Source organism: Bacillus sp. PK6-026 (assembly GCF_054161455.1).
Genome location: NZ_CP096418.1, coordinates 3,127,505 through 3,152,290 on the forward strand (window position 1 = coordinate 3,127,505; position 24,786 = coordinate 3,152,290).

Annotated in this window: 21 protein-coding genes and 1 pseudogene; 6 read left to right on the top strand and 16 right to left on the bottom strand. The window is 46.2% G+C overall.

The genetic code is table 11. From position 1 onward, the window contains the following. Nucleotides 1–91: 91 nt before the first annotated feature. The 5 genes from pnpS to citZ all read right to left on the bottom strand — a co-directional run bounded on the left by pnpS (nucleotide 92) and on the right by citZ (nucleotide 6,424). Nucleotides 92–1,837 carry a two-component system histidine kinase PnpS gene (gene pnpS, locus M1D59_RS15890; protein WP_059231763.1) on the bottom strand — a complete coding sequence of 582 codons (1,746 nt, stop codon included), beginning with the start codon at nucleotides 1,835–1,837 and terminating at the stop codon, nucleotides 92–94. Beyond that, entirely contained in the window at nucleotides 1,830–2,552 is a 723-nt protein-coding gene (locus M1D59_RS15895; protein ID WP_020452552.1) for a response regulator transcription factor, read from the bottom strand. The genes pnpS and M1D59_RS15895 overlap by 8 nt, the downstream gene beginning before the upstream one ends. 329 nt (nucleotides 2,553–2,881) lie before the next feature. Continuing rightward, on the bottom strand, nucleotides 2,882–3,820 hold the full coding sequence (mdh, locus tag M1D59_RS15900; RefSeq protein WP_020452553.1) for a malate dehydrogenase: 939 nt from the start codon (nucleotides 3,818–3,820) through the stop codon (nucleotides 2,882–2,884). Between the two features lie 47 nt (nucleotides 3,821–3,867). Continuing rightward, entirely contained in the window at nucleotides 3,868–5,139 is a 1,272-nt protein-coding gene (gene icd, locus M1D59_RS15905) for an NADP-dependent isocitrate dehydrogenase (RefSeq protein WP_144499094.1), read from the bottom strand. Nucleotides 5,140–5,305: 166 nt separating this feature from the next. Then, the gene (gene citZ / locus M1D59_RS15910; protein ID WP_020452555.1) at nucleotides 5,306–6,424 is read right to left on the bottom strand and encodes a citrate synthase; all 1,119 of its coding nucleotides are present in this window, start codon (nucleotides 6,422–6,424) and stop codon (nucleotides 5,306–5,308) included. 626 nt (nucleotides 6,425–7,050) lie between these two features. Between citZ and bglS the strand changes: the two genes are divergently transcribed. After that, a complete protein-coding gene (gene bglS / locus M1D59_RS15915; protein ID WP_023855487.1) occupies nucleotides 7,051–7,782 on the top strand; it encodes a beta-glucanase in 732 nt (243 codons plus the stop codon). A 256-nt stretch (nucleotides 7,783–8,038) separates the two neighbouring features. Here the strand turns inward: bglS and M1D59_RS15920 are convergent. Beyond that, nucleotides 8,039–8,186 (bottom strand): annotated as a pseudogene (locus tag M1D59_RS15920) (transporter); the annotation flags it as partial. Nucleotides 8,187–8,452: 266 nt separating this feature from the next. Next, nucleotides 8,453–8,917, bottom strand: coding sequence for a DUF441 domain-containing protein (locus M1D59_RS15925; RefSeq protein WP_020452557.1), 465 nt, complete (start codon nucleotides 8,915–8,917; stop codon nucleotides 8,453–8,455). Nucleotides 8,918–9,018: 101 nt separating this feature from the next. Between M1D59_RS15925 and ytvI the strand changes: the two genes are divergently transcribed. Beyond that, the gene (gene ytvI, locus M1D59_RS15930; protein WP_020452558.1) at nucleotides 9,019–10,134 is read left to right on the top strand and encodes a sporulation integral membrane protein YtvI; all 1,116 of its coding nucleotides are present in this window, start codon (nucleotides 9,019–9,021) and stop codon (nucleotides 10,132–10,134) included. Between the two features lie 42 nt (nucleotides 10,135–10,176). Here ytvI and M1D59_RS15935 read toward each other — a convergent pair whose 3' ends face one another. The 7 genes from M1D59_RS15935 to dnaE all read right to left on the bottom strand — a co-directional run bounded on the left by M1D59_RS15935 (nucleotide 10,177) and on the right by dnaE (nucleotide 20,564). Beyond that, nucleotides 10,177–10,563 (bottom strand): FxsA family protein, encoded by a 387-nt coding sequence (locus M1D59_RS15935; RefSeq protein WP_020452559.1) that lies wholly within the window; start codon nucleotides 10,561–10,563, stop codon nucleotides 10,177–10,179. Nucleotides 10,564–10,657: 94 nt separating this feature from the next. Continuing rightward, on the bottom strand, nucleotides 10,658–12,415 hold the full coding sequence (gene pyk / locus M1D59_RS15940) for a pyruvate kinase (RefSeq protein ID WP_020452560.1): 1,758 nt from the start codon (nucleotides 12,413–12,415) through the stop codon (nucleotides 10,658–10,660). A gap of 24 nt (nucleotides 12,416–12,439) precedes the next feature. Next, complete coding sequence (gene pfkA, locus M1D59_RS15945; protein ID WP_020452561.1) at nucleotides 12,440–13,399, bottom strand: 6-phosphofructokinase; 960 nt, start codon at nucleotides 13,397–13,399, stop codon at nucleotides 12,440–12,442. A gap of 242 nt (nucleotides 13,400–13,641) precedes the next feature. Further along, a complete protein-coding gene (accA, locus tag M1D59_RS15950; RefSeq protein WP_197407189.1) occupies nucleotides 13,642–14,619 on the bottom strand; it encodes an acetyl-CoA carboxylase carboxyl transferase subunit alpha in 978 nt (325 codons plus the stop codon). Continuing rightward, complete coding sequence (gene accD, locus M1D59_RS15955) at nucleotides 14,604–15,479, bottom strand: acetyl-CoA carboxylase, carboxyltransferase subunit beta (protein WP_020452563.1); 876 nt, start codon at nucleotides 15,477–15,479, stop codon at nucleotides 14,604–14,606. The genes accA and accD overlap by 16 nt, the downstream gene beginning before the upstream one ends. Before the next feature lie 362 nt (nucleotides 15,480–15,841). After that, the gene (locus M1D59_RS15960; RefSeq protein WP_020452564.1) at nucleotides 15,842–17,077 is read right to left on the bottom strand and encodes an NAD(P)-dependent malic enzyme; all 1,236 of its coding nucleotides are present in this window, start codon (nucleotides 17,075–17,077) and stop codon (nucleotides 15,842–15,844) included. A gap of 142 nt (nucleotides 17,078–17,219) precedes the next feature. Next, nucleotides 17,220–20,564, bottom strand: coding sequence for a DNA polymerase III subunit alpha (gene dnaE, locus M1D59_RS15965; RefSeq protein WP_025810999.1), 3,345 nt, complete (start codon nucleotides 20,562–20,564; stop codon nucleotides 17,220–17,222). 139 nt (nucleotides 20,565–20,703) lie between these two features. Here dnaE and M1D59_RS15970 point away from each other — a divergent pair, with 139 nt between their 5' ends. The 3 genes from M1D59_RS15970 (at nucleotide 20,704) to M1D59_RS15980 (ending at nucleotide 21,836) form a co-directional block, all read left to right on the top strand. Beyond that, entirely contained in the window at nucleotides 20,704–21,045 is a 342-nt protein-coding gene (locus M1D59_RS15970; protein ID WP_003184343.1) for a YtrH family sporulation protein, read from the top strand. Further along, on the top strand, nucleotides 21,042–21,545 hold the full coding sequence (gene ytrI / locus M1D59_RS15975) for a sporulation membrane protein YtrI (protein WP_020452566.1): 504 nt from the start codon (nucleotides 21,042–21,044) through the stop codon (nucleotides 21,543–21,545). Before M1D59_RS15970 ends, ytrI begins: the two co-directional genes overlap by 4 nt. 111 nt (nucleotides 21,546–21,656) lie before the next feature. Then, complete coding sequence (locus tag M1D59_RS15980; RefSeq protein ID WP_020452567.1) at nucleotides 21,657–21,836, top strand: hypothetical protein; 180 nt, start codon at nucleotides 21,657–21,659, stop codon at nucleotides 21,834–21,836. Between the two features lie 113 nt (nucleotides 21,837–21,949). On the opposite strand, the gene M1D59_RS15985 is transcribed toward M1D59_RS15980, so the two are convergent. Beyond that, complete coding sequence (locus M1D59_RS15985) at nucleotides 21,950–22,894, bottom strand: DHH family phosphoesterase (RefSeq protein WP_023855493.1); 945 nt, start codon at nucleotides 22,892–22,894, stop codon at nucleotides 21,950–21,952. 146 nt (nucleotides 22,895–23,040) lie between these two features. On the opposite strand from M1D59_RS15985, the gene M1D59_RS15990 reads away from it, so the two are divergent. Then, entirely contained in the window at nucleotides 23,041–23,343 is a 303-nt protein-coding gene (locus M1D59_RS15990; RefSeq protein ID WP_023855494.1) for a YtpI family protein, read from the top strand. 28 nt (nucleotides 23,344–23,371) lie between these two features. Here M1D59_RS15990 and M1D59_RS15995 read toward each other — a convergent pair whose 3' ends face one another. After that, nucleotides 23,372–24,694: a CBS domain-containing protein gene (locus M1D59_RS15995; RefSeq protein WP_020452570.1), complete on the bottom strand. Its 1,323-nt coding sequence runs from the start codon at nucleotides 24,692–24,694 to the stop codon at nucleotides 23,372–23,374. Between the last annotated feature and the right edge of the window lie 92 nt (nucleotides 24,695–24,786).

Consider the following 24,786-nt stretch of genomic DNA (forward strand, 5'->3'; position numbering starts at 1 on the left):
TGGATGAAGGGGTTCACTAATGATCCTATCAGCCAAGTTTTAACCATATATATAAAAGTTGTTAAGCCTTTGTAAAGTTTGCTAAATGAAGCTACTCGGATGCGCGTTTTAAGCGGACCGTGAATTCGGTGCCTTTCCCCCGCTCGCTTTCGACGTCGATTTCACCGTCGTGGGCTTCGACTAAATGCTTGACGATCGCAAGGCCGAGACCGGTTCCTCCTGAATTTCTGCTCCTGTCTTTATCGATCCGGTAGAAGCGTTCGAATATTCTCGGGATTTCGGACCGCTTGATCCCGATGCCCGTATCCTTCACTTTGACTTGCACTGCATTTTCCAGTACATCAGCCGAAATCGTTACGTTTCCATCTTCAGGCGTATATGTGAGGGCATTGTTCACCAAATTTAAAAAGATCTGCTTTAGTCTGTGAGGATCCCCGGAAGCAACGGCTGGCTTCTCCGGCTTTTCCAGTGTCAAGGTGATTCCTTTTTCCTCCGCTTTATTCTTCAAAAGCATCCCAATTTCAGCGAGGATTTCACCTATATTGCAATTTTGAATATTCAAGGTGAAGTTCTGCTGTTCGATTTTCGACAGATCCAACAGGTCCTGGATCAACGTTTGCAGACGGCTGCTCTCTTTTAAGATGATCGATAGAAATTGCAGCAGCGTCTCCCTTTCGTTCATCGCTCCGTCTAAAAGCGTCTCGGTGAACCCTTTGATCGATGTAATCGGCGTTTTCAGCTCGTGGGAGACATTGGCGACAAAGTCCTTCCTCATTTCTTCAAGCTGCTTTCTTTCCGTCATATCATGGAACACGAGAACGATGCCTTTCCACTCATCATTGATGCCGATAATTGGAACTCCGTCGACTTCAAAATACCTTCTTTCAATTTTGATCGGCAGTTTAAACATTTTGCGGACCTTTGTTTCCGTCATAAAAATTTCTTCGATGAGATTAATGATTTCTTCGTGTTCGAGCACTTCGTGATAGAAATGGTAAAGAAGCTGATCGGCTTCTACGTGAAATTGCTTTTGATAAGCGCGGTTCACAAGGTGAATATAACCCTTTCCATCGATTAAGATCAGACCGGAGTCGATATTTTCGATGACGGTTTGCAGACGGTCGCGCTGCATTTCCTGTGCTCTTGTCATGTCCTGCAGGTTCTGCGCCAGCATATTGATGGACTGGCTCAGCATCGTTTCATCTTCGTTGAAAGTTCTTGCTTTATAGTTTCCTTTGGCAAGCTCAATCGCTACTTGTGTCGCAGACTCAATCGGATTCGTATATTGAGAGGTTATTCTCGCCCCAAGCCCGGCGATGATTAAAAAGGCCGTTCCAAGGCTCACGCCGAGGAGAATCCAGATCTTTTGATTGATATCTTGCAATGAATCGACAGGAGTGCTGATCAGAATATATCCATTCACATTCCCGTCTTCTTTCAGCGGCTGCACGTAACGGTAAACGGACTCGTCATCTGGATTGATTCTGAAGCCTCCTCCTTCACCGTTTAAATCCGACTCAAGCGCTTCTTTGATAACGGATTGATCTTCTGCACGGCCCCCAAAATGAAAAAGAACCTGACCTTTTGTATCAACCAGCGATACATGACTGTCCAGTTCACGGCTTGCCTTCTCTAAAATGGCTCCTTGCTCCGAAGACTTCATGTTTTCACGATTTGCCAATGAAGCGACCAAAGCGGCTTCTTTTTCAATATGGCTGCTCAGTTTGGCATCGTATGAGGAGTGAAACAAGTGAACGAGCAGAAAACCGAGTGAAGCAAATACGAGAATCAAAAGCGTCAGCAGGGCAGCTAAAAGCCGGGTCCGGAATTTAATCATTCAGCTTCGGCTCCTCCATTTTGTAGCCAAGACCTCTGATTGTTTTAATGTATTCCGGTTTTTTCGTATTTTTTTCGATCTTATCGCGAAGATGGCTGATATGGACATCGACGATGCGCGTATCGCCCGCGAAGTCGTAGTTCCAGACAGCGTTGAGGAGAAGGTCTCTCGTCAGCACCCTCCCTTTATGCCTTCCCAAATATAAAAGGAGTTCGAATTCCTTAGGCGTTAGCTCGAGGCGTTCGTTTTGAAAGTAAACCTCATAATGTTCTGGCAGTATTTTCAATTCGCCTATGATCAGCTCGCCTGCATCCGGTTCTTCCGTCTCCTCCGGATGAACGGACAGCGTCTGTGTTCTTCTTAAAATCGCTTTGACCCTTGCCGTCACCTCTCTCGGGCTGAACGGCTTCGTCATATAGTCATCGGCACCCAGCTCGAGACCGAGCACCTTATCAAATTCATCATCCTTAGCGGTCAGCATCAAAATCGGATACATCAGCTTCTTCTGTCTGAGTTCCTTGCATACTTCAATGCCGTCCATTTTAGGAAGCATCAGATCGAGCACGATCAGATCCGGCTTCTCTTCAATCGCCTTTAATAAGCCGGCCTCTCCGTCCATGGCCGTCACCACATGATAGCCCGACCGTTCAAGGTTATATTTTAGAAGGGTAACAATCGATTCCTCATCATCTACAACTAATATCTTTTTGCTCATGACATGCCTCCAGGCTTCAGATTTCCCCGACATCTCTTTCTCTATCTTTTGTTAAATAAACGTTTTCACTCCTATTTTAACGAAAGCCTATCCGTTCGACAATTTGATTTTTCAGTGTTTTGCATAAAATCTCTCTTTTTCGGCAATAAACCGCTGTTTTAAGCGATGGAATGCTTCCAGAAAAAAGAATGAAAATGTCCGGGCAGATGATTATGATTAGGTATATGCTGACAGCCCGTGTTTATGTCTTGATTTTCATATGGTTTTATGTAAAAAAAGATCGCATTCAAAAACAGGAAGGCTTGTATAAAGCCTTCCTGCTGTTTTCATTATGATAATACTTTCATGACGTTTTTGACTGATTCAACGGATCGATCAAGCTGACTTCTTTCTGTTTCAGTCAGTTCAAGTTCAATGATCTGTTCAAGACCGTTTCCGCCGATAATCGTCGGAACGCCGAGGTAAATGCCTTCATAGCCGTATTCGCCTTCAAGGTAGGCAATAGTCGGCAGCACGCGGCGCTGGTCTTTTAAGATTGCTTCAACCATTTCTGTCAGGGAAGCGGCAGGCGCATAATACGCACTTCCGTTTCCTAACAGGTTGACAATTTCTCCCCCGCCTTTTCTCGTTCTTTCAACAATCGCATCGATCCGGTCTTTCGGAAGAAGCGTTTCAAGCGGAATGCCGCCTGCATAAGAGTAGCGAACGAGCGGAACCATATCGTCCCCGTGTCCGCCCAGTACAAAACCTGTAATGTCTTTGACGGAAAGGTTGAGCTCCTGAGCGACAAACGTTCTGAATCTTGCCGTATCCAAAACTCCCGACTGGCCGATGACCCGCTCTTTCGGGAAGCCCGATTCTTTATAGACGGCGTATGTCATCGCATCCACAGGGTTTGTCAGAACGACGATGATACAATCAGGTGAGTATTTAACAACTTCCTTCGTTACGCTCCTCATGATCTTTTCATTTGTAGCCACGAGGTCGTCCCGGCTCATTCCCGGCTTTCTTGCGATTCCCGCCGTGATGACGACGATATCTGAGCCGGCCGTATCTTCGTAGTTTGCCGTTCCTGTAATATTCGCGTCAAATCCTTGGACAGGGCTCGCTTCCAGCATATCGAGCGCTTTCCCTTTTGTAGGGTTTTCAAGCTGCGGAATGTCGACTAGCACGACGTCAGCCAATTCTTTTTGAGCCGTTAAAAACGCAGTTGTTGCACCTGTAAAGCCCGCTCCGATGACAGATACTTTATTTCGCTTCTTTCCCATGTTTTCTACCCCTTTTAATTGTTGTTGTTTTACCCCAAAACAGCCGTTTAAGACATATTTTTGATAAGCTCATCACCGAATTCAGAGCATTTAACTTCAGTCGCGCCGTCCATCAAACGAGCGAAATCGTATGTGACGACTTTGGATGCGATTGTTTTCTCCATAGATTTAATCACAAGGTCGGCAGCTTCATTCCAGCCCAAATGCTCAAGAAGCAGCACGCCGGATAGGATGACTGAAGACGGGTTTACTTTGTCTAGGCCAGCATATTTTGGAGCTGTACCATGTGTCGCTTCAAAGATGGCGTGTCCTGTCTCATAGTTGATGTTTGCTCCAGGAGCGATGCCGATTCCGCCGACTTGGGCAGCAAGCGCATCTGAAATGTAGTCCCCGTTCAGGTTCATTGTCGCCACAACATCAAACTCGGCAGGGCGGGTCAGGATCTGCTGAAGGAAGATGTCAGCGATGCTGTCTTTGATGATGACTTTGCCGGCCGCTTCAGCTTCGCTTTGCGCTTTGTTTGCAGCGTCTTTGCCGTCTTTTTCAGCGATGCGGTCGTATTCGGCCCATGTGAATACTTTATCGCCGAATTCTTTTTCAGCCACTTCATAGCCCCAGTTTTTAAAGGCGCCTTCCGTGAATTTCATGATGTTTCCTTTATGGACGAGCGTTACAGATTTGCGGCCGTGCTCGATTGCATACTCGATCGCAGCTCTGACAAGCCTTGACGTTCCTTCTTCAGAAACCGGCTTGATACCGATGCCTGATGTTTCAGGGAAACGGATTTTGTTAACGCCAAGCTCGTTTTTCAGGAATGAAATCAGCTTTTGAACTTCTTCAGAGCCTTTCGCGTATTCGATGCCGGCATAGATATCTTCAGTATTTTCGCGGAAGATGACCATATCCGTATCTTCAGGGCGCTTAACCGGTGAAGGAACGCCTGTGAAATAGCGGACAGGACGCAGGCATGTAAACAGGTCAAGCTCTTGTCTTAGCGCTACGTTTAATGAGCGGATTCCGCCGCCTACAGGAGTTGTTAAAGGACCTTTAATCGCGATCAGGTATTCGCGGATCGTATCAAGCGTTTCTTCAGGAAGCCATTCGCCTGTTTTGTTGTACGCTTTTTCCCCGGCGTAGACTTCTTTCCAAGTGATTTCCTTTTCGCCGTTATACGCTTTCTCCACAGCCGCTTCAAGAACCCTTGAAGCCGCTCTCCAAATATCAGGACCTGTTCCGTCCCCTTCAATAAACGGGATGACCGGGTTGTTTGGAACGTTTAATACTCCGCCGGAGACTGTAATTTTTTCGCCTTGTGCCACAATAAAACCTCCCATAATATGTAATTCTTCAATATAGAAAAACATTTGTTTCCCCCGTTTGGCGGGGGACAAACATGTTTTTTCATAGATTCATGAAATCGTTGTTTCCTAAGAAAGCCGTTAAGAGGCCGGCCGAACAAAGCTCGAACAGCCTCCTTTCAAACGGTCAGCTTCTGTCTTCAATCGGAATGAACGTCTGCATGTCAGGGCCGGTGTAATCAGCCCGCGGACGAATCAGTCGGTTATTTTCATACTGTTCGAGAATGTGAGCGAGCCAGCCTGATACCCTGCTGATCGCAAAAATCGGCGTGAACAGATCATGGTCGATTCCTAAGCTATGATAAACCGACGCAGAATAAAAGTCTACGTTTGGCGGCAGTTTTTTCTGAGACGTGACGATTTCCTCAGTCCGCTCTGAAATCTCATACCATTTGCTTTCACCCGTTAAATTCGTCAAACGTCTGCTCATTTCCTTCAAATGTTTTGCGCGGGGATCGCCCTGGCGGTATACGCGGTGGCCGAACCCCATGATCTTTTCTTTCTTTTCAAGCTTGGCGTGAATATATGAATCTACGTTTTCAACCTCGCCAATCTCTGAAAGCATTTTCATAACTGCTTCGTTTGCTCCGCCGTGAAGCGGACCTTTCAAGGCCCCGATTGCGGCCGTGATCCCTGAGTAGACGTCTGAAAGCGTCGCGACGCATACTCTGGCTGTGAACGTAGATGCGTTCAGCTCATGATCCGCATGCAGAATCAAGGCTTTGTCAAACGCTTCCACTTCAACAGGTGAAGGTTCTTTTCCATTCAGCATGTAGAGAAAGTTGGCGGCAAAACCGAGTTCCGGATTCGGCTCAATCGGCTCGAGCCCTTTGCGGATTCTTGAAAAAGCAGCGACAAGCGCAGGCATCTTCGCTTGGAGACGCACCGCTTTTCTGTAGTTTGCTTCCGCATCCATTTGATCTGCTTCTTCGTCAAACAGTCCGAGTAAAGAAACGGCTGTCCGAAGAGCTGCCATCGGGTGGACTTTTCCATTCGAGTAGGATTTGAAATGGTCAATCACTTCTTTGGGGATACCGGCATTTTCAGAAAGCTGTTTTTTAAGCTCTGCGAGCTCCTCTTTGTTCGGCAGCTTTAAATGCCAAAGCAGATAAACAACTTCTTCAAAGCTAGCTTTTTCTGTCAAATCATCGATGTTATACCCTACATATGTAAGAGTATCATCAATAATTGAACTTACTGATGATGTAGTGGCGACTACCCCTTCAAGGCCGCGTGTTGCTGTCATACTCATCTCTCCCTTTTTTTAAAAATTTCCCCTTTTAAAATTAAACCAAAACCTAGGAGCAAAAACAACGCATGTTGTATACATCTTCTTCAACCCAAAAAGAAAATGCTTACATTAAATCGTTTTTCAAATAAAACAATCGTGCGTTTCTATATACCGTTCGATACTCCGATATGCTTAATAAAGATTAAGCATATTTATATTATAAACAATAATCTGATAAATTTGTAGGTTTTTGATCAAAAATGCTTTCAAAGCCTTATAAATCAAGGGTTCGTAGTTATTTATTATCAATCGACAGCTTTGTAGAATCATGTATTCTTCTGTATCTATTTGAGGGAGGTTTTGGGAAGGGATTTTTATTAAAAGTGGACAGACGTATTCCTCCAGTTCTTTCATACTAATCGGTTTATGATTTTCACCTATAATAAATTTATAAACAAAAGAAAAAGAGATAAAATCTTTTACTTGTTACTTTACAGCAAATCCCCTTCATCCGTTTTAAAACAAACGGGGGGAGTTTTTATGAATGAAAAGTTATTATCATTATTTTGACTGATGTTCCCTTTTAAAAGAATCAGGTATGATCGATAAAGAAAACGTTTTCAAAGAAAGGGGAATGCCACATGCCTTATCGTATGAAACGAGTGTTGCTGCTTCTTGTCACCGGATTGTTTTTGAGTTTGTCTGCAGTCACTTCTACTGCCTCGGCTCAAGCAGGCGGATCGTTTTTTGACCCTTTTAACAGCTATAACTCCGGTGTATGGCAGAAAGCAAATGGTTATTCGAATGGAGGTGTGTTCAACTGCACTTGGCGTGCAAATAACGTATCAATGACATCATTAGGTGAAATGCGTTTGGGGCTAACAAGTCCATCTTATAACAAGTTTGACTGCGGGGAAAATCGCTCTGTTCAAACATATGGATATGGACTTTATGAAGTCAGAATGAAACCAGCTAAAAACGTAGGGATCGTTTCATCGTTCTTCACTTACACAGGTCCAACGGATGGAACTCCTTGGGATGAGATTGATATCGAATTTTTAGGAAAAGACACAACAAAGGTTCAGTTTAACTACTATACGAATGGTGTAGGAAACCATGAGAAGCTTGTGGATCTCGGATTTGATGCATCCAATTCCTATCATACGTATGCGTTCGATTGGCAGCCAAACTCGATTAAATGGTATGTCGATGGGCAATTAAAACATACCGCGACGAGCCAAATTCCGACTACGCCAGGAAAGATCATGATGAACTTGTGGAATGGTATTGGTGTCGATGACTGGCTCGGTTCCTACAACGGTGTAACACCTCTATACGCTCATTACGACTGGGTGCGTTATACAAAAAAATAATGTCAAAAATGATAAGAGCCTGCAGCCTCAACCTAAGCAGGCTCTTATGATTGTAATGAGAAGTTGTTGGCATGATTAGTCTTTTATACAATCTTATCGAGATGATGACAGCCCTCTTTCTGGGTTTGCTTTTTTTGCTTCTTTAGTTCTCTTTCTTTTGTGAAAATGACATCTTCATATCCTTCAATTTTTTGATGGTTTCTTCAATTTCTTTCTGTTTTCTAGCAATTTTTCTCTTTCGTTCACTAAAATCACTTGCTGCCGTCCGCGCCGCAATCATATCCGACGTCTCAGTTAGCAGAAAAAATAAACTCTCCGGCACTGAACAGAACTCCCAATTCGACAGCCATCATAATAAAGGATGCGATAACTGATGCAAGCGTTTCAGCCCGAAAGAGACGATAGATCATTTTTTCTTTTTATCCAAGCTTACCTGCTGAAGACTCCACAAATAAAAACCCACAAATTCGAAATAAACGGTCATATTTCCCCACACAGGTTTTTGACAAACTGAGCCCTCTTTTATAGAGGGCCTTATTTTTTTGCACCAGCTGACTTCTATTTACAAATTTTCAGGAGTTTTAACTGCGTTATGTATGTTTATTTTTAGTTGCGAACGTTTTTTTTAAACTAAAAAACCCCCTGAAACAGGGGGAGCTGGCCCGCATTTCTAAGATGTAAAATGCTGGACGGCCTGCATGACAAGATAGGCGATCCCGGCACCGATGAGCGGGCCGACGGCAACACCTTTGAATAAAGCGACCGCTAAAATCGTTCCAAATACAAGAGCGGTGGTGATATGCGGGTCTTCCGCGAGCAATGTGATCCCGTTTTTGGCGATCAATGCTACGAGAATACCCGCCCCGAGTGCGATCCATGCGTAATATGATTTCATCGCTTCGCCAAGCTGTTTAAAGCCGATCTCTCCAGTGGCAATCGGCACAAGGACCGCTATTGTAATAACGGTAACTCCCCAGTTAATCCCTTTGGATTGGATGGCCGGAAACAGCTTTTGATCGAGGCCGGTCAGCTTGATCAAAAGCAGGACGGATACCGCGATGATCAACGACTGATTTTTCGCGATTAATGCGATGGCCAAAAGCAGGATCAAAAATAAATTAGCTTGAGTAAACATGCTGTATTCAACTCCATTTTTTTATGACCTTTCTCATAATAACAGGACTCAAGAATAAAATGAAATAAGGACATGCTTTCTAATATCAGGAGGATGCAGAATTGAATCAATCCTATCTCACAGCTGCGCTTCGGGCAGTGTATGTGCTGTTTTTGACCGCTGCTTGCGGAGCGGTCGGCTACTACTCTTTTCCGTTAACCTATCCTTTTGTGATTGCGCTTATTCTCGCCATCATGATCAACCCTTTTGTGGAATGGCTCGATAAGCGGACCGGGCTCCCGAGAGGCGTTAATGTCGGCATCGTGCTATGCGGCTTTTTGATCGCCGGAGCCGGCTTTTTGACCCTGGTCGTTGCCGAGATTGTCTCTGGAACGGCTCATTTGGCTAAAATACTCCCCGTCCAGTTTAATAAAGCCGCTCTTTATATCGAATCTTTTTTTACGAATCAAATCATGCCGCTGTATAATCAGCTTGCCGCTTTTTTTGACGGGCTCGAAGCCGCCCAGCAGGAATCGATCATTACACAGGTCCAAAATTTGGGCAGTGAACTCGCATCAGGCACCGCTTTGTTTCTTTCAAAAATTCTTGAGATGGTGCCCCTCTTTTTCGCCTTTCTGCCGAATATGGCGGCCGTGCTGATCTTTTCGCTCCTAGCCACTTTTTTTATCAGCAAAGATTTGCATAAAATACAAAACAAGGCGCGGTCTGTTCTTCCTGATCGGCTGATCTCGGGTGCAGCGGCTGTCTATGCGGAATTGAAAAGAGCGCTGGCAGGCTTTGTGAAGGCCCAGCTTACCCTTGTGGCGATGACGATGGTGCTGGTGTTGATCGGGCTTTCTGTGTTGAAGGTTAATCATGCTGTCGCCATCGCTTTTCTCATCGGGCTGGTCGACCTGCTGCCGTATTTGGGAGCGGGGTCTGTATTTGTGCCGTGGATCGTCTATTTAGCAGCATCCAAGCAGCTGCCGCTCGCGATCGGCCTCGGAGTCCTGTACATCGTCGTGCTCGTCTTCAGGCAGCTGGCCGAACCGAAGATTTTGAGCCGGTCAATCGGACTTCACCCTTTGGGAACATTGATCGCGCTGTTTGCCGGTTTCAAATTGTTTGGCTTTCTCGGATTGATCATGGGTCCCGCCCTTCTCGTTCTCATTCAGGCTCTCTTTACAACAGGTATTTTTAAAGACGTATGGCAGTTTATTAAAGGAAATGAAAAATAAGCGGCAGCCTGCTTTTTCCAATGCGGGCCGCCGCTTATCGGGTTATTTGATGATGTTAATCCGCCTGCCTTCAGACATCCTCTTCAGCTTGCGGGATATGAACGGTTTGAAACGGCTGCGCGTTGCCGGCAGCAGCAGCAGTAAACCGATGATATCCGATAAAAAGCCGGGCAGCAAAAGCAGCATGCCGCCTATGAAAATACAAAGCCCGTCCAAAATCGCATCCCCAGGCATTTTTCCATACTGAAGATCGCGCTGAACTTTGTAGTAAACTTCGATTCCTTGTTTTTTGGCGAGAGCGGCCCCGAGAAATCCCGTCAAGATGATCAGCAAAACGGTCGGCAAGACACCGATCCAATTAGCGGACAAGAGGAACAGACCGATTTCACTCGCTGGAAAAATGACGAGAAATAATAAGAAAAACTTCATTGTCTTCACCTCATAATTCTAATATGGAAGCGAACGGCCGCCCTGTCGCCTGCAAAAAAAGAAGGGAAAGCTTCCCTTCTTCTTCAATAAGCGATTAAAGTACGCTTGCACGTCCTTTGTAAACAGCTCCGCGGGCGGAGTCGACCGTAATGTCTTCTCCCTCTTTGAGAATGGAAGTCGCATTTTCCATTCCGACGATGACAGGGATGCCGAGGCTCAAGCCTACGACTGCCGCGTGGCTGGTTAAACCGCCTTCTTCAGTAATCAGCGCAGCCGCTTTTTCAAGGGACGCCATCATGTCACGATCCGTGCTTTTTGTAACCAAAACGGCGCCATCTTTCATTTTTTTATCCGCTTCTTGTGCATTTTGAGCGATGACCACTTCACCAAACGCGGATTTGCGTCCGATTCCCTGGCCTTTTGCGACCACGTCTCCGACAACATACACTTTCATCAAGTTTGTTGTGCCGGCTTCACCGACAGCTCCGGCCGTGATAACGATCAAGTCGCCGTGGCGTACGATGCCTGTGTCGAGAGATTTTTGCACTGCTTTTTCAAGCATTTCGTCAGTCGAGCTGTGGTTTTGTCCGCTTGTTGCGAAAACACCGAAGACAAGAGACAGCTTTCTTGAAACCGCATCATTTACCGTAACTGCGACAATCGGCGCCTGCGGGCGATATTTGGAAATCATTCTCGCCGTATGACCGCTTTCTGTCGGTGTGACGATGGCATTCACGTCAAGGTTGATTGCCGTATGCGCCACAGACTGGCCGATGGCATCTGTAATTGACATGCTGACTTGCTTGCTTCGTGCAGAAAGGATCTTTTTATGGTTGAGCGCTTCTTCTGAACGGGAAGCGATATTGTGCATCGTCTGAACGGCTTCAACAGGGTAATTTCCCGCAGCAGTTTCACCTGAAAGCATAATCGCGTCAGTTCCGTCAAAGATCGCATTGGCAACGTCGCTCGCTTCCGCGCGTGTCGGACGCGGATTGCGCTGCATGCTGTCGAGCATTTGGGTAGCCGTGATAACAGGCTTGCCAAGCGCATTGCATTTTTTGATCAGTTCTTTTTGAACGAGCGGCACTTCTTCAGCAGGGATTTCAACACCAAGGTCTCCACGTGCGACCATCAGACCGTCTGATACTTCAAGAATGGCATCGATATTGTCAACGCCTTCCTGGTTTTCGATTTTTGGAATGATTTGAATATCTGCCGCATTGTGCTCTTCAAGAAGTTCGCGGATTTCAAGAACATCCGACGGACGGCGCACAAAAGATGCCGCGATAAAATCAACACCCTGCTCGATACCGAACACAATGTCGTTAGCGTCTTTTTCCGTAATTCCCGGAAGATTGACGCTGACGCCCGGCACATTCACGCCTTTTTTGTTTTTCAGCGTTCCGCTGTTCATTACTTTCGTGACGATTTCACGCTTGTCCTTGTTGACATCTGTGACTTCAAGTCCGATCAATCCATCGTCAAGCAAAATCGTTGAACCAATTGATACATCGTGAATCAACCCATCATATGTAACTGAGATTTTTTCAGGCGTACCGATGACTTCTTCCATTGACACGATCAGCTGAGAACCCGCTTCCAGTTCGATTGAACCGCCTTCCATTGTGTGCGTGCGGATTTCCGGACCTTTCGTATCAAGAAGGATACCGATATCTTTTCCCAGCTTGCCGGCTGCTTCGCGAATGTTTTTAATTCTTGCGCCGTGCTCTTCGAAATCTCCATGGGAAAAGTTCAAGCGCGCCACGTTCATTCCGGCTTCCATCAGCTGGGTGAGCTTTTCAACAGTTTCGCTGGCCGGCCCAATTGTACAAACTATTTTAGTCTTTCTCATATTGCTTCCTCCTCGGGTTTTACACTAGATTGACAGTTCTTGAGACAAGCGGTACATGCTTTGATCAATTGTATGTTTATGATCGAGTATTTCAATGATATCATGATGCACAAGCTGGTTATTTTGAATTCCGACACAGCGTCCGCCTTTTCCTTCAAGAAGCAGTTCAACCGCAAATGCCCCTAGACGGCTTGCCAATACACGGTCTGCTGCAGTCGGAGAACCGCCGCGCTGGATATGTCCAAGCACCGATACTCTAGTTTCGAGATTTGTGGCTTCTTCAATTCTTTTGCCGAATTCAACGCCGCTTCCGACGCCTTCCGCCACAATGATGATGCTGTGTTTTTTGCCGCGCTCATGCCCTCTTTTCAGCCTTGCAATAATTTCTTCCATATCGTAGTCAGCTTCAGGGATCAAAATGGATTCCGCGCCTCCTGCCAAACCTGACCATAAAGCAATGTCCCCGGCATGGCGGCCCATTACTTCAATCACGTATGTACGTTCGTGGGATGTAGCTGTATCCCTAATTTTATCGATGGCATCGATAACGGTATTTAACGCCGTATCAAATCCGATCGTCAAATCTGTTCCAGGGATGTCATTGTCGATTGTTCCCGGCACTCCGACACAAGGAAAACCGTGTTCTGTCAGCTTTTTCGCTCCCATATAAGAACCGTCTCCGCCAATGACGACTAATCCTTCTATACCATATTTTTTTAAATTCGCTATTCCTTTTTCCCGTCCTTCTACCGTTTTAAACTCAGGACACCTTGCTGTATATAGCTTCGTTCCTCCGCGGTGAATGATATCTCCGACAGAACCGATTTCAAGCTTTTCTATTTTTCCGCTGATTAAACCTGAATACCCGTTGTAAATTCCGTATACTTCTACGTCATGGTAGATCGCTTTCCTGACAACCGCGCGGACCGCCGCGTTCATTCCCGGGGAATCTCCGCCGCTCGTCAATACTCCGATACGTTTCATCTTTTTCACCTCGAAAACATATATAATTTACCTTAACACGTTCATTGCCGCTAAAACAATGAAAAAGGGATGAAAATTTTCCGAAAATCCCTATAAAACCTTACTCATTATACAATTAAACAAAAAGTTTTTAAATAAATTTTAAGCAAACTCTTTGAAAAATCGCGGGTGAAAGACACAATCCTTTCACTTTTCACCTTTATCCATAAAAAATAAACGTGAGCCAAAGGCCTCACGTTTATTTATTTTATCCCAACAAATTGGTTTTCAGTCGAAATTTTTCCAATTGATTTATACTTGGTATATCTTTGTTGAATCAGCTCGTTCTTATCCAGTTTCAGCAAAGATTTAAGCTCGCTTTTCAGCGCTTCATCGATGTAGGCGGCCTGCTGCTCTACATCGCGGTGCGCTCCGCCTCTTACTTCTTTTATAACATGATCTATAATATCCAATTCTTTAAGGTCTGGAGCGGTGATTTTCATTGTTTCTGCCGCTTTTTTCGCGAGTCCTGAATCCTTCCAGAGGATAGCAGCCGCTCCCTCGGGAGAGATCACCGAATAAGTTGAGTTTTCCAGCATCAATAAGCGGTTTGCGACGCCGAGCGCAAGCGCTCCCCCGCTGCCGCCTTCCCCGATGACGATCGAGATGACCGGCACAGAGAGTCCCGCCATTTCAAAAAGATTCTTGGCAATTGCTTCGCTTTGCCCCCGCTCTTCAGCTGCTTTTCCAGGGTATGCTCCTTTTGTATCAATAAAGCAGATGATCGGCCTGTTAAATTTATCGGCCTGCTTCATCAGCCTGAGCGCTTTGCGGTAGCCTTCCGGATGCGGCATTCCGAAGTTGCGGCGGATGTTTTCTTTTGTATCCTTGCCGCGCTGTTGGCCGATCACTGTCACAGGAAGGCCCCGGAACTTGGCAATTCCGCCGACAATCGCTTCATCATCACCGAAATATCGATCTCCGTGGCATTCAAAAAAATCGGTAAAAAGATGTTCGATATAATCGAGCGTTGTCGGACGGTTCGGATGCCTTGCAATCTGGACTCTGTCCCAGGCTTTCAGATTTGTATAAATGTCTTCTTCAAGCCTTTCAAGACGAGCTTCAAGCTTCGTAATTTCAGAGCTTAAATCCATATCGGAATCCTGTGTGAACCTTTTCAATTCGGCGATCTTTTCACGCAGTTCGACCACCGGTTTTTCAAATTCTAATTCTCCAGCCACTCGAGATCACCTCCAGTTTGGTGCATTTTCAAAATGCTGCCGAGCGTTTTTTTCATGTCTGCTCTGTGAACGACGGAATCAAGCTGTCCGTGCTTTAACAGAAATTCCGCAGTCTGAAAATCCTCAGGCAGTTCTTCACGGATGGTTTGTTCGATAATTCTTCTTCCGGCAAAGCCGATCAGCGCGCCCGGCTCGGCAAGGTTGTAATCGCCGAGGGATGCGAAGCTTGCGGATACACCGCCTGTTGTCGGATGTGTCATCACCGAAATGATCAAGCCCTGCTCTTCACTGAACAGCTTTAAAGCGGAGCTTGTTTTAGCCATTTGCATCAAGCTGAGAAGGCCTTCCTGCATTCTCGCACCGCCTGATGCGGTAAAAATAATGAAAGGCACTTTTTCTTCTCTTGCCTTTTCGATCGCCAGCGTAATTTTTTCGCCTACGACAGACCCCATGCTTCCCATTCTGAAAGATGAATCCATCACGGCAACGACTGCCGGAGATCCGTCAACCGTCCCTTTTCCGGTGACAACCGCTTCATTCAGCGATGTTTTTTCCCGGTCTTTTTGCAGTTTCTCAAGGTATCCTGGGAATTCCAGCGGGTTTTCAGACATCATATCCTGATTGAATTCTTCAAAGGAGCCATCGTCCAGCAGGCTTTTTATACGCTGCTTCGCGTTCATTTGAAGATGGTAACCGCAGTTCATGCAGACCCTTAAGTTTTTATCCAGCTCTTTTGTGAGCATGATTTTTTTGCAATCCGGGCATTTTGTCATGATCCCTTCCGGTACATCTTGCTTTGCTGATTCCGCGGGAACGGAAGCGTATTTTTTTTTCTTTTTGCTGAATATATCTTTTAACAAAAGATTACCTCCCTTTTCTGAAGGGTTTTCTTCATGTATGCCTGTCCTGTTTATAGACTAGAACATCACTATACCGAAACTATTGTACTTTTTTTGTCAAACGGTGTCATCCTCAATTCGACATTTTTGACCGGCAAACAGCCGAATCGCACTTGATGCGGTTAGAGACTGACAAATTGATATATCAGCCTTGAGAGCGGATACAAAAGTCTGGAAAAGCGATTTGAAAAAATTTTTTACAGCCCGCATATTCCCTTACAAGTGTCCCCAATAAGAGGAAAAACTGTACATCATATTCGAGAAACAGCGCGTGACGGCTCTTTAGGCCAGAGCAATCACGCGCTGATCACAAAAATGGAGTTTTATTTTCCTTCAATTACTGCAAGCTTTCTTGTCTTTTCAGCGACTTCTTCAGGATCGACATCGATTCGTGCAACACCTGTTTCCATCGCGGCTTTCGCTACCGCTTTGGCAACGGCCGGTGCGACCCTTGGATCGAACGGAGCCGGAATGACATATTCGGGGCTCAGCTCTTCGTCGGAAACGAGTGATGCGATCGCCTCAACCGCGGCGATTTTCATTTCTTCGTTAATATGTGTCGCGCGGACGTCGAGCGCCCCGCGGAAGATGCCGGGGAATGCGAGAACGTTGTTCACTTGGTTAGGGAAGTCAGAGCGTCCCGTTCCAACGACGCTTGCTCCGGCTTCATGCGCTTCAGCAGGCATGATTTCAGGATTTGGATTCGCCATGGCGAAGATGATCGGTTTGTCAGCCATGCTTTCAACCATTTCTTTTGTCAAAGCGCCTTCGACGGAAACTCCGATAAAGACATCGGCGTCTTTGATCACATCTTTGAGCGATCCGTCTATGCGGTTTTTGTTCGTATATTTTGCGACTTCATCTTTAACAGCGTTCATGCCGTTCGGACGGCCTTCGTAAATCGCGCCTTTCGTGTCGCACATGATGATATCGCGCACGCCGAAATGATAAAGAAGCTTGATAATGGCAATTCCCGCTGCCCCGGCGCCGTTTGCCACGACTTTGACGGAAGACATCGATTTGCCGGACAGCTTAAGCGCATTGACGAGACCGGCTACCGTAACGATTGCAGTACCGTGCTGGTCATCGTGAAACACCGGGATTTTTGTTTCTTTTTTGAGGCGTTCTTCAATGACAAAACAGTTCGGCGCTGCAATGTCTTCAAGATTGACGCCGCCGAATGTCGGCTCAAGCAGCTTGACCGTCTCAACAATTTTGTCGACATCAGATGTATTTAAACAGATTGGGAAAGCGTCCACACCGGCAAAGCTTTTGAAAAGAACCGCTTTTCCTTCCATAACCGGAAGGGCGGCTTCAGGGCCGATATTGCCGAGACCGAGCACTGCCGTTCCGTCCGAGACGACTGCTACCATGTTTCCCTTCATTGTATAATCGTATACTTTGCTGTTATCATCGTAAATCGCTTTGCAGGGCTCAGCCACACCCGGAGAATATGCAAGGCTTAAATCATCCGCATTGCGAACCTGCACTTTTGATTTTGATTCCAATTTGCCCTGGTTTACTTTGTGCATATGCAGCGCTTTTTCTTTCAATGACATGTTAACAAACACTCCTTCAAGGGAATTTTGCCAAAAACTTTGCTTCGTTTTCTGCTTAAGATTCTTGTAAGACGAACCCTAGAATCTTAAAAATGATAACACAATTGACCGCTTTTTTGATCAATAATGCTCAAAATACCTGCTATCTGAGCACGACATTTTTCTCACCTACAACGCTTTTCAGCCTGTAGAGGGCAGCGTGGTCAGCCTTGATGTTGTAGCTTTCCGGCAGCTGCATCGTTTGTTTCCGTTTTTCATAATAGACGCAGACCGGCGTTTCCCCTTTGTGTTCAAGCAGGATGCTGCTGATTTTCTTAAAGATATCGTGGGTGTGCTGACTTTCCTCCACTTTAATATAGACGGACGGCTGCTTTTTAGCATGAAGCGATTCGACAAGCGATGCCCCGGCGATGATCAGCTGGCGCTTTTCATTCCTTGTCTCAAGACGTCCTTCTGCAAAAAGCGATACGCCTTCTTCCAGGATCGGGGAAAGCTGTCTGAACTGTTCAGGAAAAACAACCGCTTCGATTTCCCCGCTTTCATCGCTCAGCTCCAGAAAAGCCATCGTCTGTCCCGTTTTTGTACGGATCGTCTTCATCTTCGTCAAAAGTCCGCCCAAAGCCGCCTTTTTACGGCTGGAGGCGAGCAGCTGAATAATCGGCAGCGCACCTGCACGGTCCAGCTTCTTGCGGTGAACGCTCAGCGGATGGTCAGAAAAGTAAATGCCGAGCGTCTCCTTCTCGTGTGCCAGCAGGTCGACGAGCGGCATTTCTTCCGTCTCGGCGTACTTCGGCTTAATTGTCAAGCCTTCATCGAGAAAGAAGCCGAGCTGATCATTGTCTCCTGCAAACAATTCGGCATGCTCCAGCGCGACATCGACAGAAGCGAGCAAAGTGGCCCGGTTTTCACCGAATTCATCCATTGCTCCGGCAAAAATTAAAGCTTCAATCGTTTTCCGGTTCACGCTTTTCACAGAAGTCCTGACACAAAAGTCAAACAAATCTGCGAACGGCTTTTCTTTTCTCGCCCTGTAGATTTCTTTCACAGCCGAAATACCGACGCCTTTAACAGCCCTTAAACTGTAGCGCAGCGCCCCGTTTTCCACGACGAACGGATAGCCGCTCTTATTAATGGAAGGACCTAAAACATGCAGCCCTTTCCCTTTCGCTTCATAGATGTACTGAGCAAGCTTTTCCTCATTTCCGATCGCACTCGTCAAGAGGCCGCACATAAAGTAGAGGGGGTAATGCGCTTTTAAATAAGCGAGCTGGTAGCCGATCATGCTGTATGCAACCGCATGACTCCGGTTAAAACCGTAATTGGCGAATTTTACAATCAGATCGTATACTTCATTAGCCGCTTGTACGGAATACCCTTTTTTCAAGCATCCACTAATAAAATGATTTCTCTCTGTATCGAGAATTTCCTTGTTTTTTTTGCCGACCGCCCTTCGCAAAAGATCGGCTTCTCCAAGCCTGAAACCCGCCATCCGCGATGCGATCATCATGATCTGTTCCTGATAAACGATCACGCCGTATGTATCTTTCAAAATCTCGGCCAAATCCTCGTGCGGATAAGACACGGCAACCCGTCCGTGCTTTCGTTCGATATACAGCGGGATATTTTCCATCGGGCCCGGGCGGTACAAGGCATTGACAGCGACAATGTCTTCAAGGCTTGATGGCTTGAGCCTTTTTAAAACGTTTCTCATGCCGGCTGATTCGAGCTGGAAAATACCTGTCGTATCTCCTTCTGACAGCAGCTTAAACGTCTGTTCATCTTCATAGGGAATCGCCGAAAAATCGATGGTGACCCGCTCGCTTTTTTCGATCAGCGTTTTGATCGATTCAATGAGCGTTAAATTGCGCAAGCCGAGAAAATCCATTTTCAATAGTCCCAAGTCTTCTAGATAGCCCATCGAATATTGCGTTAAATATACACCGTCATGTCCTTCCTGTATCGGTATGATATTCGTCAGCGGCTCCTCGCTCAACACGACGCCCGCCGCATGAATGGACGTATGCCGCGGAAGCCCTTCGATTTTCTGAGCCGTTTTAAATATGTCCTGAAGCTTCTTGGACCCGTTCAGGCGCTTGTCCAGTTCAACAGAAAGAGCTCTCGCCTCTTTCAGCGTCACTCCAGGTTTGGACGGAATCAATTTCGCCAGCTGGTCGGCTTCTTTCGGACTGATGCCCATCACCCTGCCGACGTCCCGGAGCGCCGCTTTTGCGGCCAATGTACCAAACGTGATAATTTGCGCTACGTGCAGTGCCCCGTATTTATTTTTCACGTATTGGATGACTTCATCCCTTCTCGTATCGGGAAAATCGATATCGATATCGGGCATGCTGATGCGCTCCGGATTTAAAAACCGTTCAAACAGCAATTTGTGCTTGATCGGATCGACATCTGTGATAAACAGCGTATAAGCGACGAGAGAGCCGGCCGCCGACCCCCGCCCCGGCCCTGTGATAATGCCGTTGTCGTGGGCGAACTTCATGAAATCCCAGACGATCAAAAAATAGTCGCTGAACGCCATGTCGCGAATCACTTTCAGCTCATACTCAAGCCGTTCGACATACTCCCTCGGAGCGGCATCGAACCGTTTTTCCAGTCCGAGAAAGCAAAGCTCAGCCAAATAATCGTCAGCATTCTTGCCGGAAGGCGCCGGATATTTCGGCAGGCGCGTCTGGCCAAGGCTCAGGTCCACCTGGCACAGATCCGCGATTTTGACTGTATTCTCCAACGCGTCCGGACGATCCCTGTAAATGTCAAGCATTTCAGCGGGCGGCTTGAGCTCAAGATGCAGATCTCCTTCGGCCTTCATGTCTTCGTTCAGCTTCTCGCCCGCTTTAATCGCTTTTAAACACGTATAAGCTGCCGCATCCTCTTTTTCGATGTAGCGTACATCGCCGGTTGCGGCAATCGGAATTCCCGTATGTTCGCTGAGCTCCAGAATGCGTTCAGAAAGAAGCGGGTCGCCCTTGTACGGCTGATACGACAAATAAAAGCTGCCCTCTCCGAAGATCGAAAGACAGCGGAGGGCGGCGTTCTTCGCCTCTTCGATCAGCCCTTCTTTCAACAGCGCTTCAACATGGCTTGTCCCGCCCGTTGTCAGCGCAATGAGCCCTTCATGATAACTTTTGAGCCATTTTTCTTTGATGCCGGTTTTTGATTTCGACTGCAACACGCTGCTGATTTTCAGCAGGTTTTGGTAGCCTTTGTTTGTTTTCGCCAAAAGAACGAGCGGATATGAAAGCTGTTCTTTTTCATCTGTTAAAACTGAGGCTGTAAGCCCGATAATCGGCTTGATGCCGCGTTTTTTGCATGATTTATAAAATTCCACCGCCCCGTACATGACCTCATCATCCGTCAGCGCCATTGCGCTGTAGCCCAGCTCTTTGGCTTTGGCCGTGAGGTCCTCTACGGAAGCGGCGCTGTTTAATAAGCTGTAACCGCTGTGTACTTGCAGGTGAACAAAAGGCATTTCTGTCACCCCTTCCTTTTTCGAGCCGTCTCTTTTCATTATATGATGGGATCGAATGAGAAACAAATGTTCTTTCTTTGATCAACAATCATACTTGTCTTTCTTTATCCATATAGTGTGATAAGGTGAGGTGATCGGAATGGATCCTGAACAGCCCTTTTTTCCAAACTTTATCAGCTGTTATTTTATTGCGCTAGGAGTGCTTCTCGGCGGTTGCTTAATCGGAGGGATCGGCGCCTATCTGTCGGGACAGCCGCCTTTAACGATTATTACAAGCCTCGCAAACCGTCTAAAAATCTGGGCGCTGGTTGCGGCAATCGGCGGCACGTTTGACGCGGTCTACAGCTTTGAAAGGGGCATTATCGAAGGCAATACGAGAGACATCGTAAAACAGCTTCTCCTGATTCTTTCGGCGATGGGAGGAGCGCAGACCGGTTATCTGATCATCAATTGGCTCACACAGGAGCATATTTCCTCATGAGAATCCCTCCTTATTATAAAAAACCGGGTTGGCAGCGTTTTTTTGCGGGAATGATGTGCGGAGCCATCATCAGCTGGGTCGTGTTCCTGTTTACATACGGCACCTTTCAGGAGAAGCAGGTCGTCTTGATAAGAGAACAGAAAGAGCGCATCAATGATTTAAATGACCAGATCACCATTTACCGGGAGGACCTTCATAAGCTGAATGAAGACAATAAAAGAAAACTGCTGATTCAAAGCGTCGACGTCAAGCTGATCAACGGCAAGCAATACAAATTGTCACAGCCCGACATGATGAACTTTGAAGAGCGTATCCGGGATAATATTTCGGATGTCATCACAAAGGATATCGAAAGCGTCTACCGGACGAAGGAGCTTTTAAAGCGGACGATTGAAAATAAAGAGTATACGATAAACGATAAAACGTACAAAGCGAAAGTCACCGAACTGACGATTTATACACGGCTTTCCGTTGAAATCAAAATCTCTTTTTCCGAATAAAATTATGGATTTTTTTTTACGATTTACATGCATTCGTCGCTTTTTTCCATATTTTAATTTAAACTGACAGTAAGCGATATGTAAGTTTTTTTAAAAAGGGAGGAAAGCAGAATGTACATTTACAGTTACCATCAGCTGGCAAGAGATAAAGTAAACCGGATCAAGCTGGGCTACTCGGCTTATGCGGAAACCGAAAGTCTCGCGTCCCTTATCAAAAGAGAGTTAAGAGCCCAAAACATCCATGTTTATGAGGATGTAACAGATATCGGATCATGGTTTATACCTGAATAAGCAGCAGCTGTGATGCGTAAAATGATCTGCTTACACTTTGCTGCTTACTTTTTCGCAAAATATAATGCAAACGCTTGCAGTTGAACTGCACAAAAAAAGAGGGACTTCCCCTCTTATTTGTTTTCTTTGCATATGCGCTCCAAGTCAGCGATGACAAGATCGGTGTCTTTCCAGTCATAGATGGAAGCACCGGCTGCGAGCGGATGGCCTCCGCCGTTGTATTTTTTAGCGACTTCATTGACAATCGGCCCCTTTGAACGAAGCCTTACCCTGATCTGGTCGGCTTCCTCCACAAAAAACACCCATGCTTTGATTCCTGAAATATTGCCGAGCGTGCTGACAAGCTGTGAAGCTTCAGACGGCGTAATATTGTATTGATGCAAAATGTCACGGGTGATGAATACCGACGCCACACCGTTTTCGGACAGAGAAACATTCTGGTAAATGTAACCGTTCAGCCTCACAACATTTAATTTCGTCTCATACAATTGATTAAAAAGCGCCTGAGAATTAAAAGGATACTCAATCAGCTCTCCGGCATATTTCAATGTCTTTTTTGTCGTGTTCGGAAATAAGAAGCGCCCTGTATCCCCCACAATGCCGGCATAGATCAGTTCGGCACCCTTTGTCGGAAGCGTCCATCCCGCTTGTTCTTTACCCGCTAAATACAGTTCGTAAATCATCTCGCTCGTCGAGCTCGCATTCGTATCCACCCATAAAAGGTCGCCGTATTGGTCTTCATTCGGATGATGGTCGATTTTGATCAGCTTGTCGCCCATGTTGTAGCGCGAATCGGAAATTCTCGCTTGATTGGCCGTGTCACAGACGATGACAAGTGCATTTTCATACACCGGGTCTTCAATCACATCCGGGGTGTACAAAAAAGCGAGGGAAGGCTCGGGCGTTCCGACCGCGAAAATATTTTTTTCAGGATAGGTTGCCCTCAGGATTTCCGCAAGGCCGCATTGGGATCCGTAGGCATCGGGATCCGGTCTCACATGTCTATGTATAATGATCGTGTCATATAATGATATGGTTCTGATGATTTCTTTTTTCATGACGCGCCCCTTCTTTACTTTGTTTTTAACCATTAAATCATAATCTGTTGTTGGTGGAAAGTGAAAGTTATGACTTTTTATTGTAGAAAGCGAACCCGATTATGTATACAATGGGTTTGTAAAACTTACAATGGAGGATGTCGATTATGCCGTTTTTTGTTTTTTTCATTGTGGTTTCAGCGATAGCTTATGGGTACTTCAAAGTAAGGTATGTGCGCACCAAAAAAGCGATTGAACGGGAATACTATTCGGCCAAGTCAAGCATGAGTCTGGGCCTGTTTATCATGTTCTTCGGCGCCAATCAGCTGCTTTTAAACCGCGGCACGCTTGCTGTCGTCATCGGCGTTATTTTTATGCTGACCGGGCTCGGGAGCATGTGGGCCGGCTACAGAGCCTATAAGCACTATGTCCCTTTGCTTGCGAAAGAAAACGAACGGGAAAACGCATAAGCGAAAAGAGGGACACTGGCCGCGTCCCTTAGCTTCTTTCCATCAGCTGAACCATCATCATCGCTTTGCCGACGAGAGCACCCTGGTGAAAAACTTCTATATCCATTTTTCCGAACTTTCTCCCGGCTTCGAGAATGTTCGGTTTTATTTCAATGACAGACTCCATTTGCACAGGCTTTAAAAAATAAATCGTCATGCTCTCTATCACGAGTTCGCCTTTTTTGTGCGACCGCAAAAAACGGTTTGCAGCTTCGGTCAAAATCGTCGTAAACACGCCGTAGGAAATCGTTCCCAAGTGGTTTGTCATTTGCGGCGTTACTTCGTATTGATAAACCGGATCCGGCTTGTTTTTGTCATTGTCCGATTCTTTGAAACCGCCTGTCACAATGTCATCGAGTTTTTCGCCGACCTGAGGCTGCTTCTGAATCATTTGAAGCGCCTTTAATACGTCCTGCCTGCTGATCATGCCGATCAGCTTTTGCCGCTCGTCAACGACGGGAAGCACTTCGATTCCTTCCCAGACCATCATCTGCGCCGCTGAAGCGACTGACGTTTTGCCGATTACTGTAATCGGGTTTTTCGTCATGACTTTTTCAATCAATACAGAGCGGTCATATCCGGCAACATCTTTTGAAGTTAAAATGCCGTGGATTTTCATCTGCTCGTCAACGATGGGAAAACGTCCGTGCCCCGTTTCAAAGTTTTTCTCATACCATCTTTCGAGCTTTTCATGAGGGGATAAGCAGACCGTTTTTTCCAAAGGGGTCAAAATATCCTCGACAAGCACGACCTCTTTTTTGATGAGCTGGTCATAAATCGCCCTGTTGATCATCGCGGCTACAGTAAACGTGTCATAGCTTGTAGAAATGACCGGGAGCTCGAGCCTGTCGGCAAGCTCAATAATCTCCGGCTCCGTATCAAAACCGCCGGTCACCAGCACGGCAGCACCCGCTTCCAAAGCCTGGCGGTGCGCATCGATTCGGTTGCCGACAATCAGCAGGTTGCCCGCCCCGGTATATCTCATCATCGCATCAAGCTTCATCGCTCCGATGACGAATTTGTTGAGCGTTTTATGAAGCCCTGCTTTTCCGCCAAGCACATGGCCGTCAATGACATTGACCACTTCAGCGTATGTCAGTTTTTCAATATTCTCTTTTTTCTTTTGCTCGATCCTGATCGTTCCGACCCTTTCGATCGTGCTGACAAACCCTTTATTCTCGGCTTCTTTTATCGCTCTGTAAGCAGTTCCTTCACTGACTTTCATTTCCTTCGCAATCCGCCTGACGGAGATTTTTTCGCCGACGGACAAAGAATCAATATATTTTAAAATCTGTTCGTGTTTTGTCGCCAATCGTTTCACCTTCATCCTCTGACTGCTAGATATATTTATTATAAATGGTTGTGCAATTGAACCGCAATCCGCCTTCGCAACATCATGTCCGT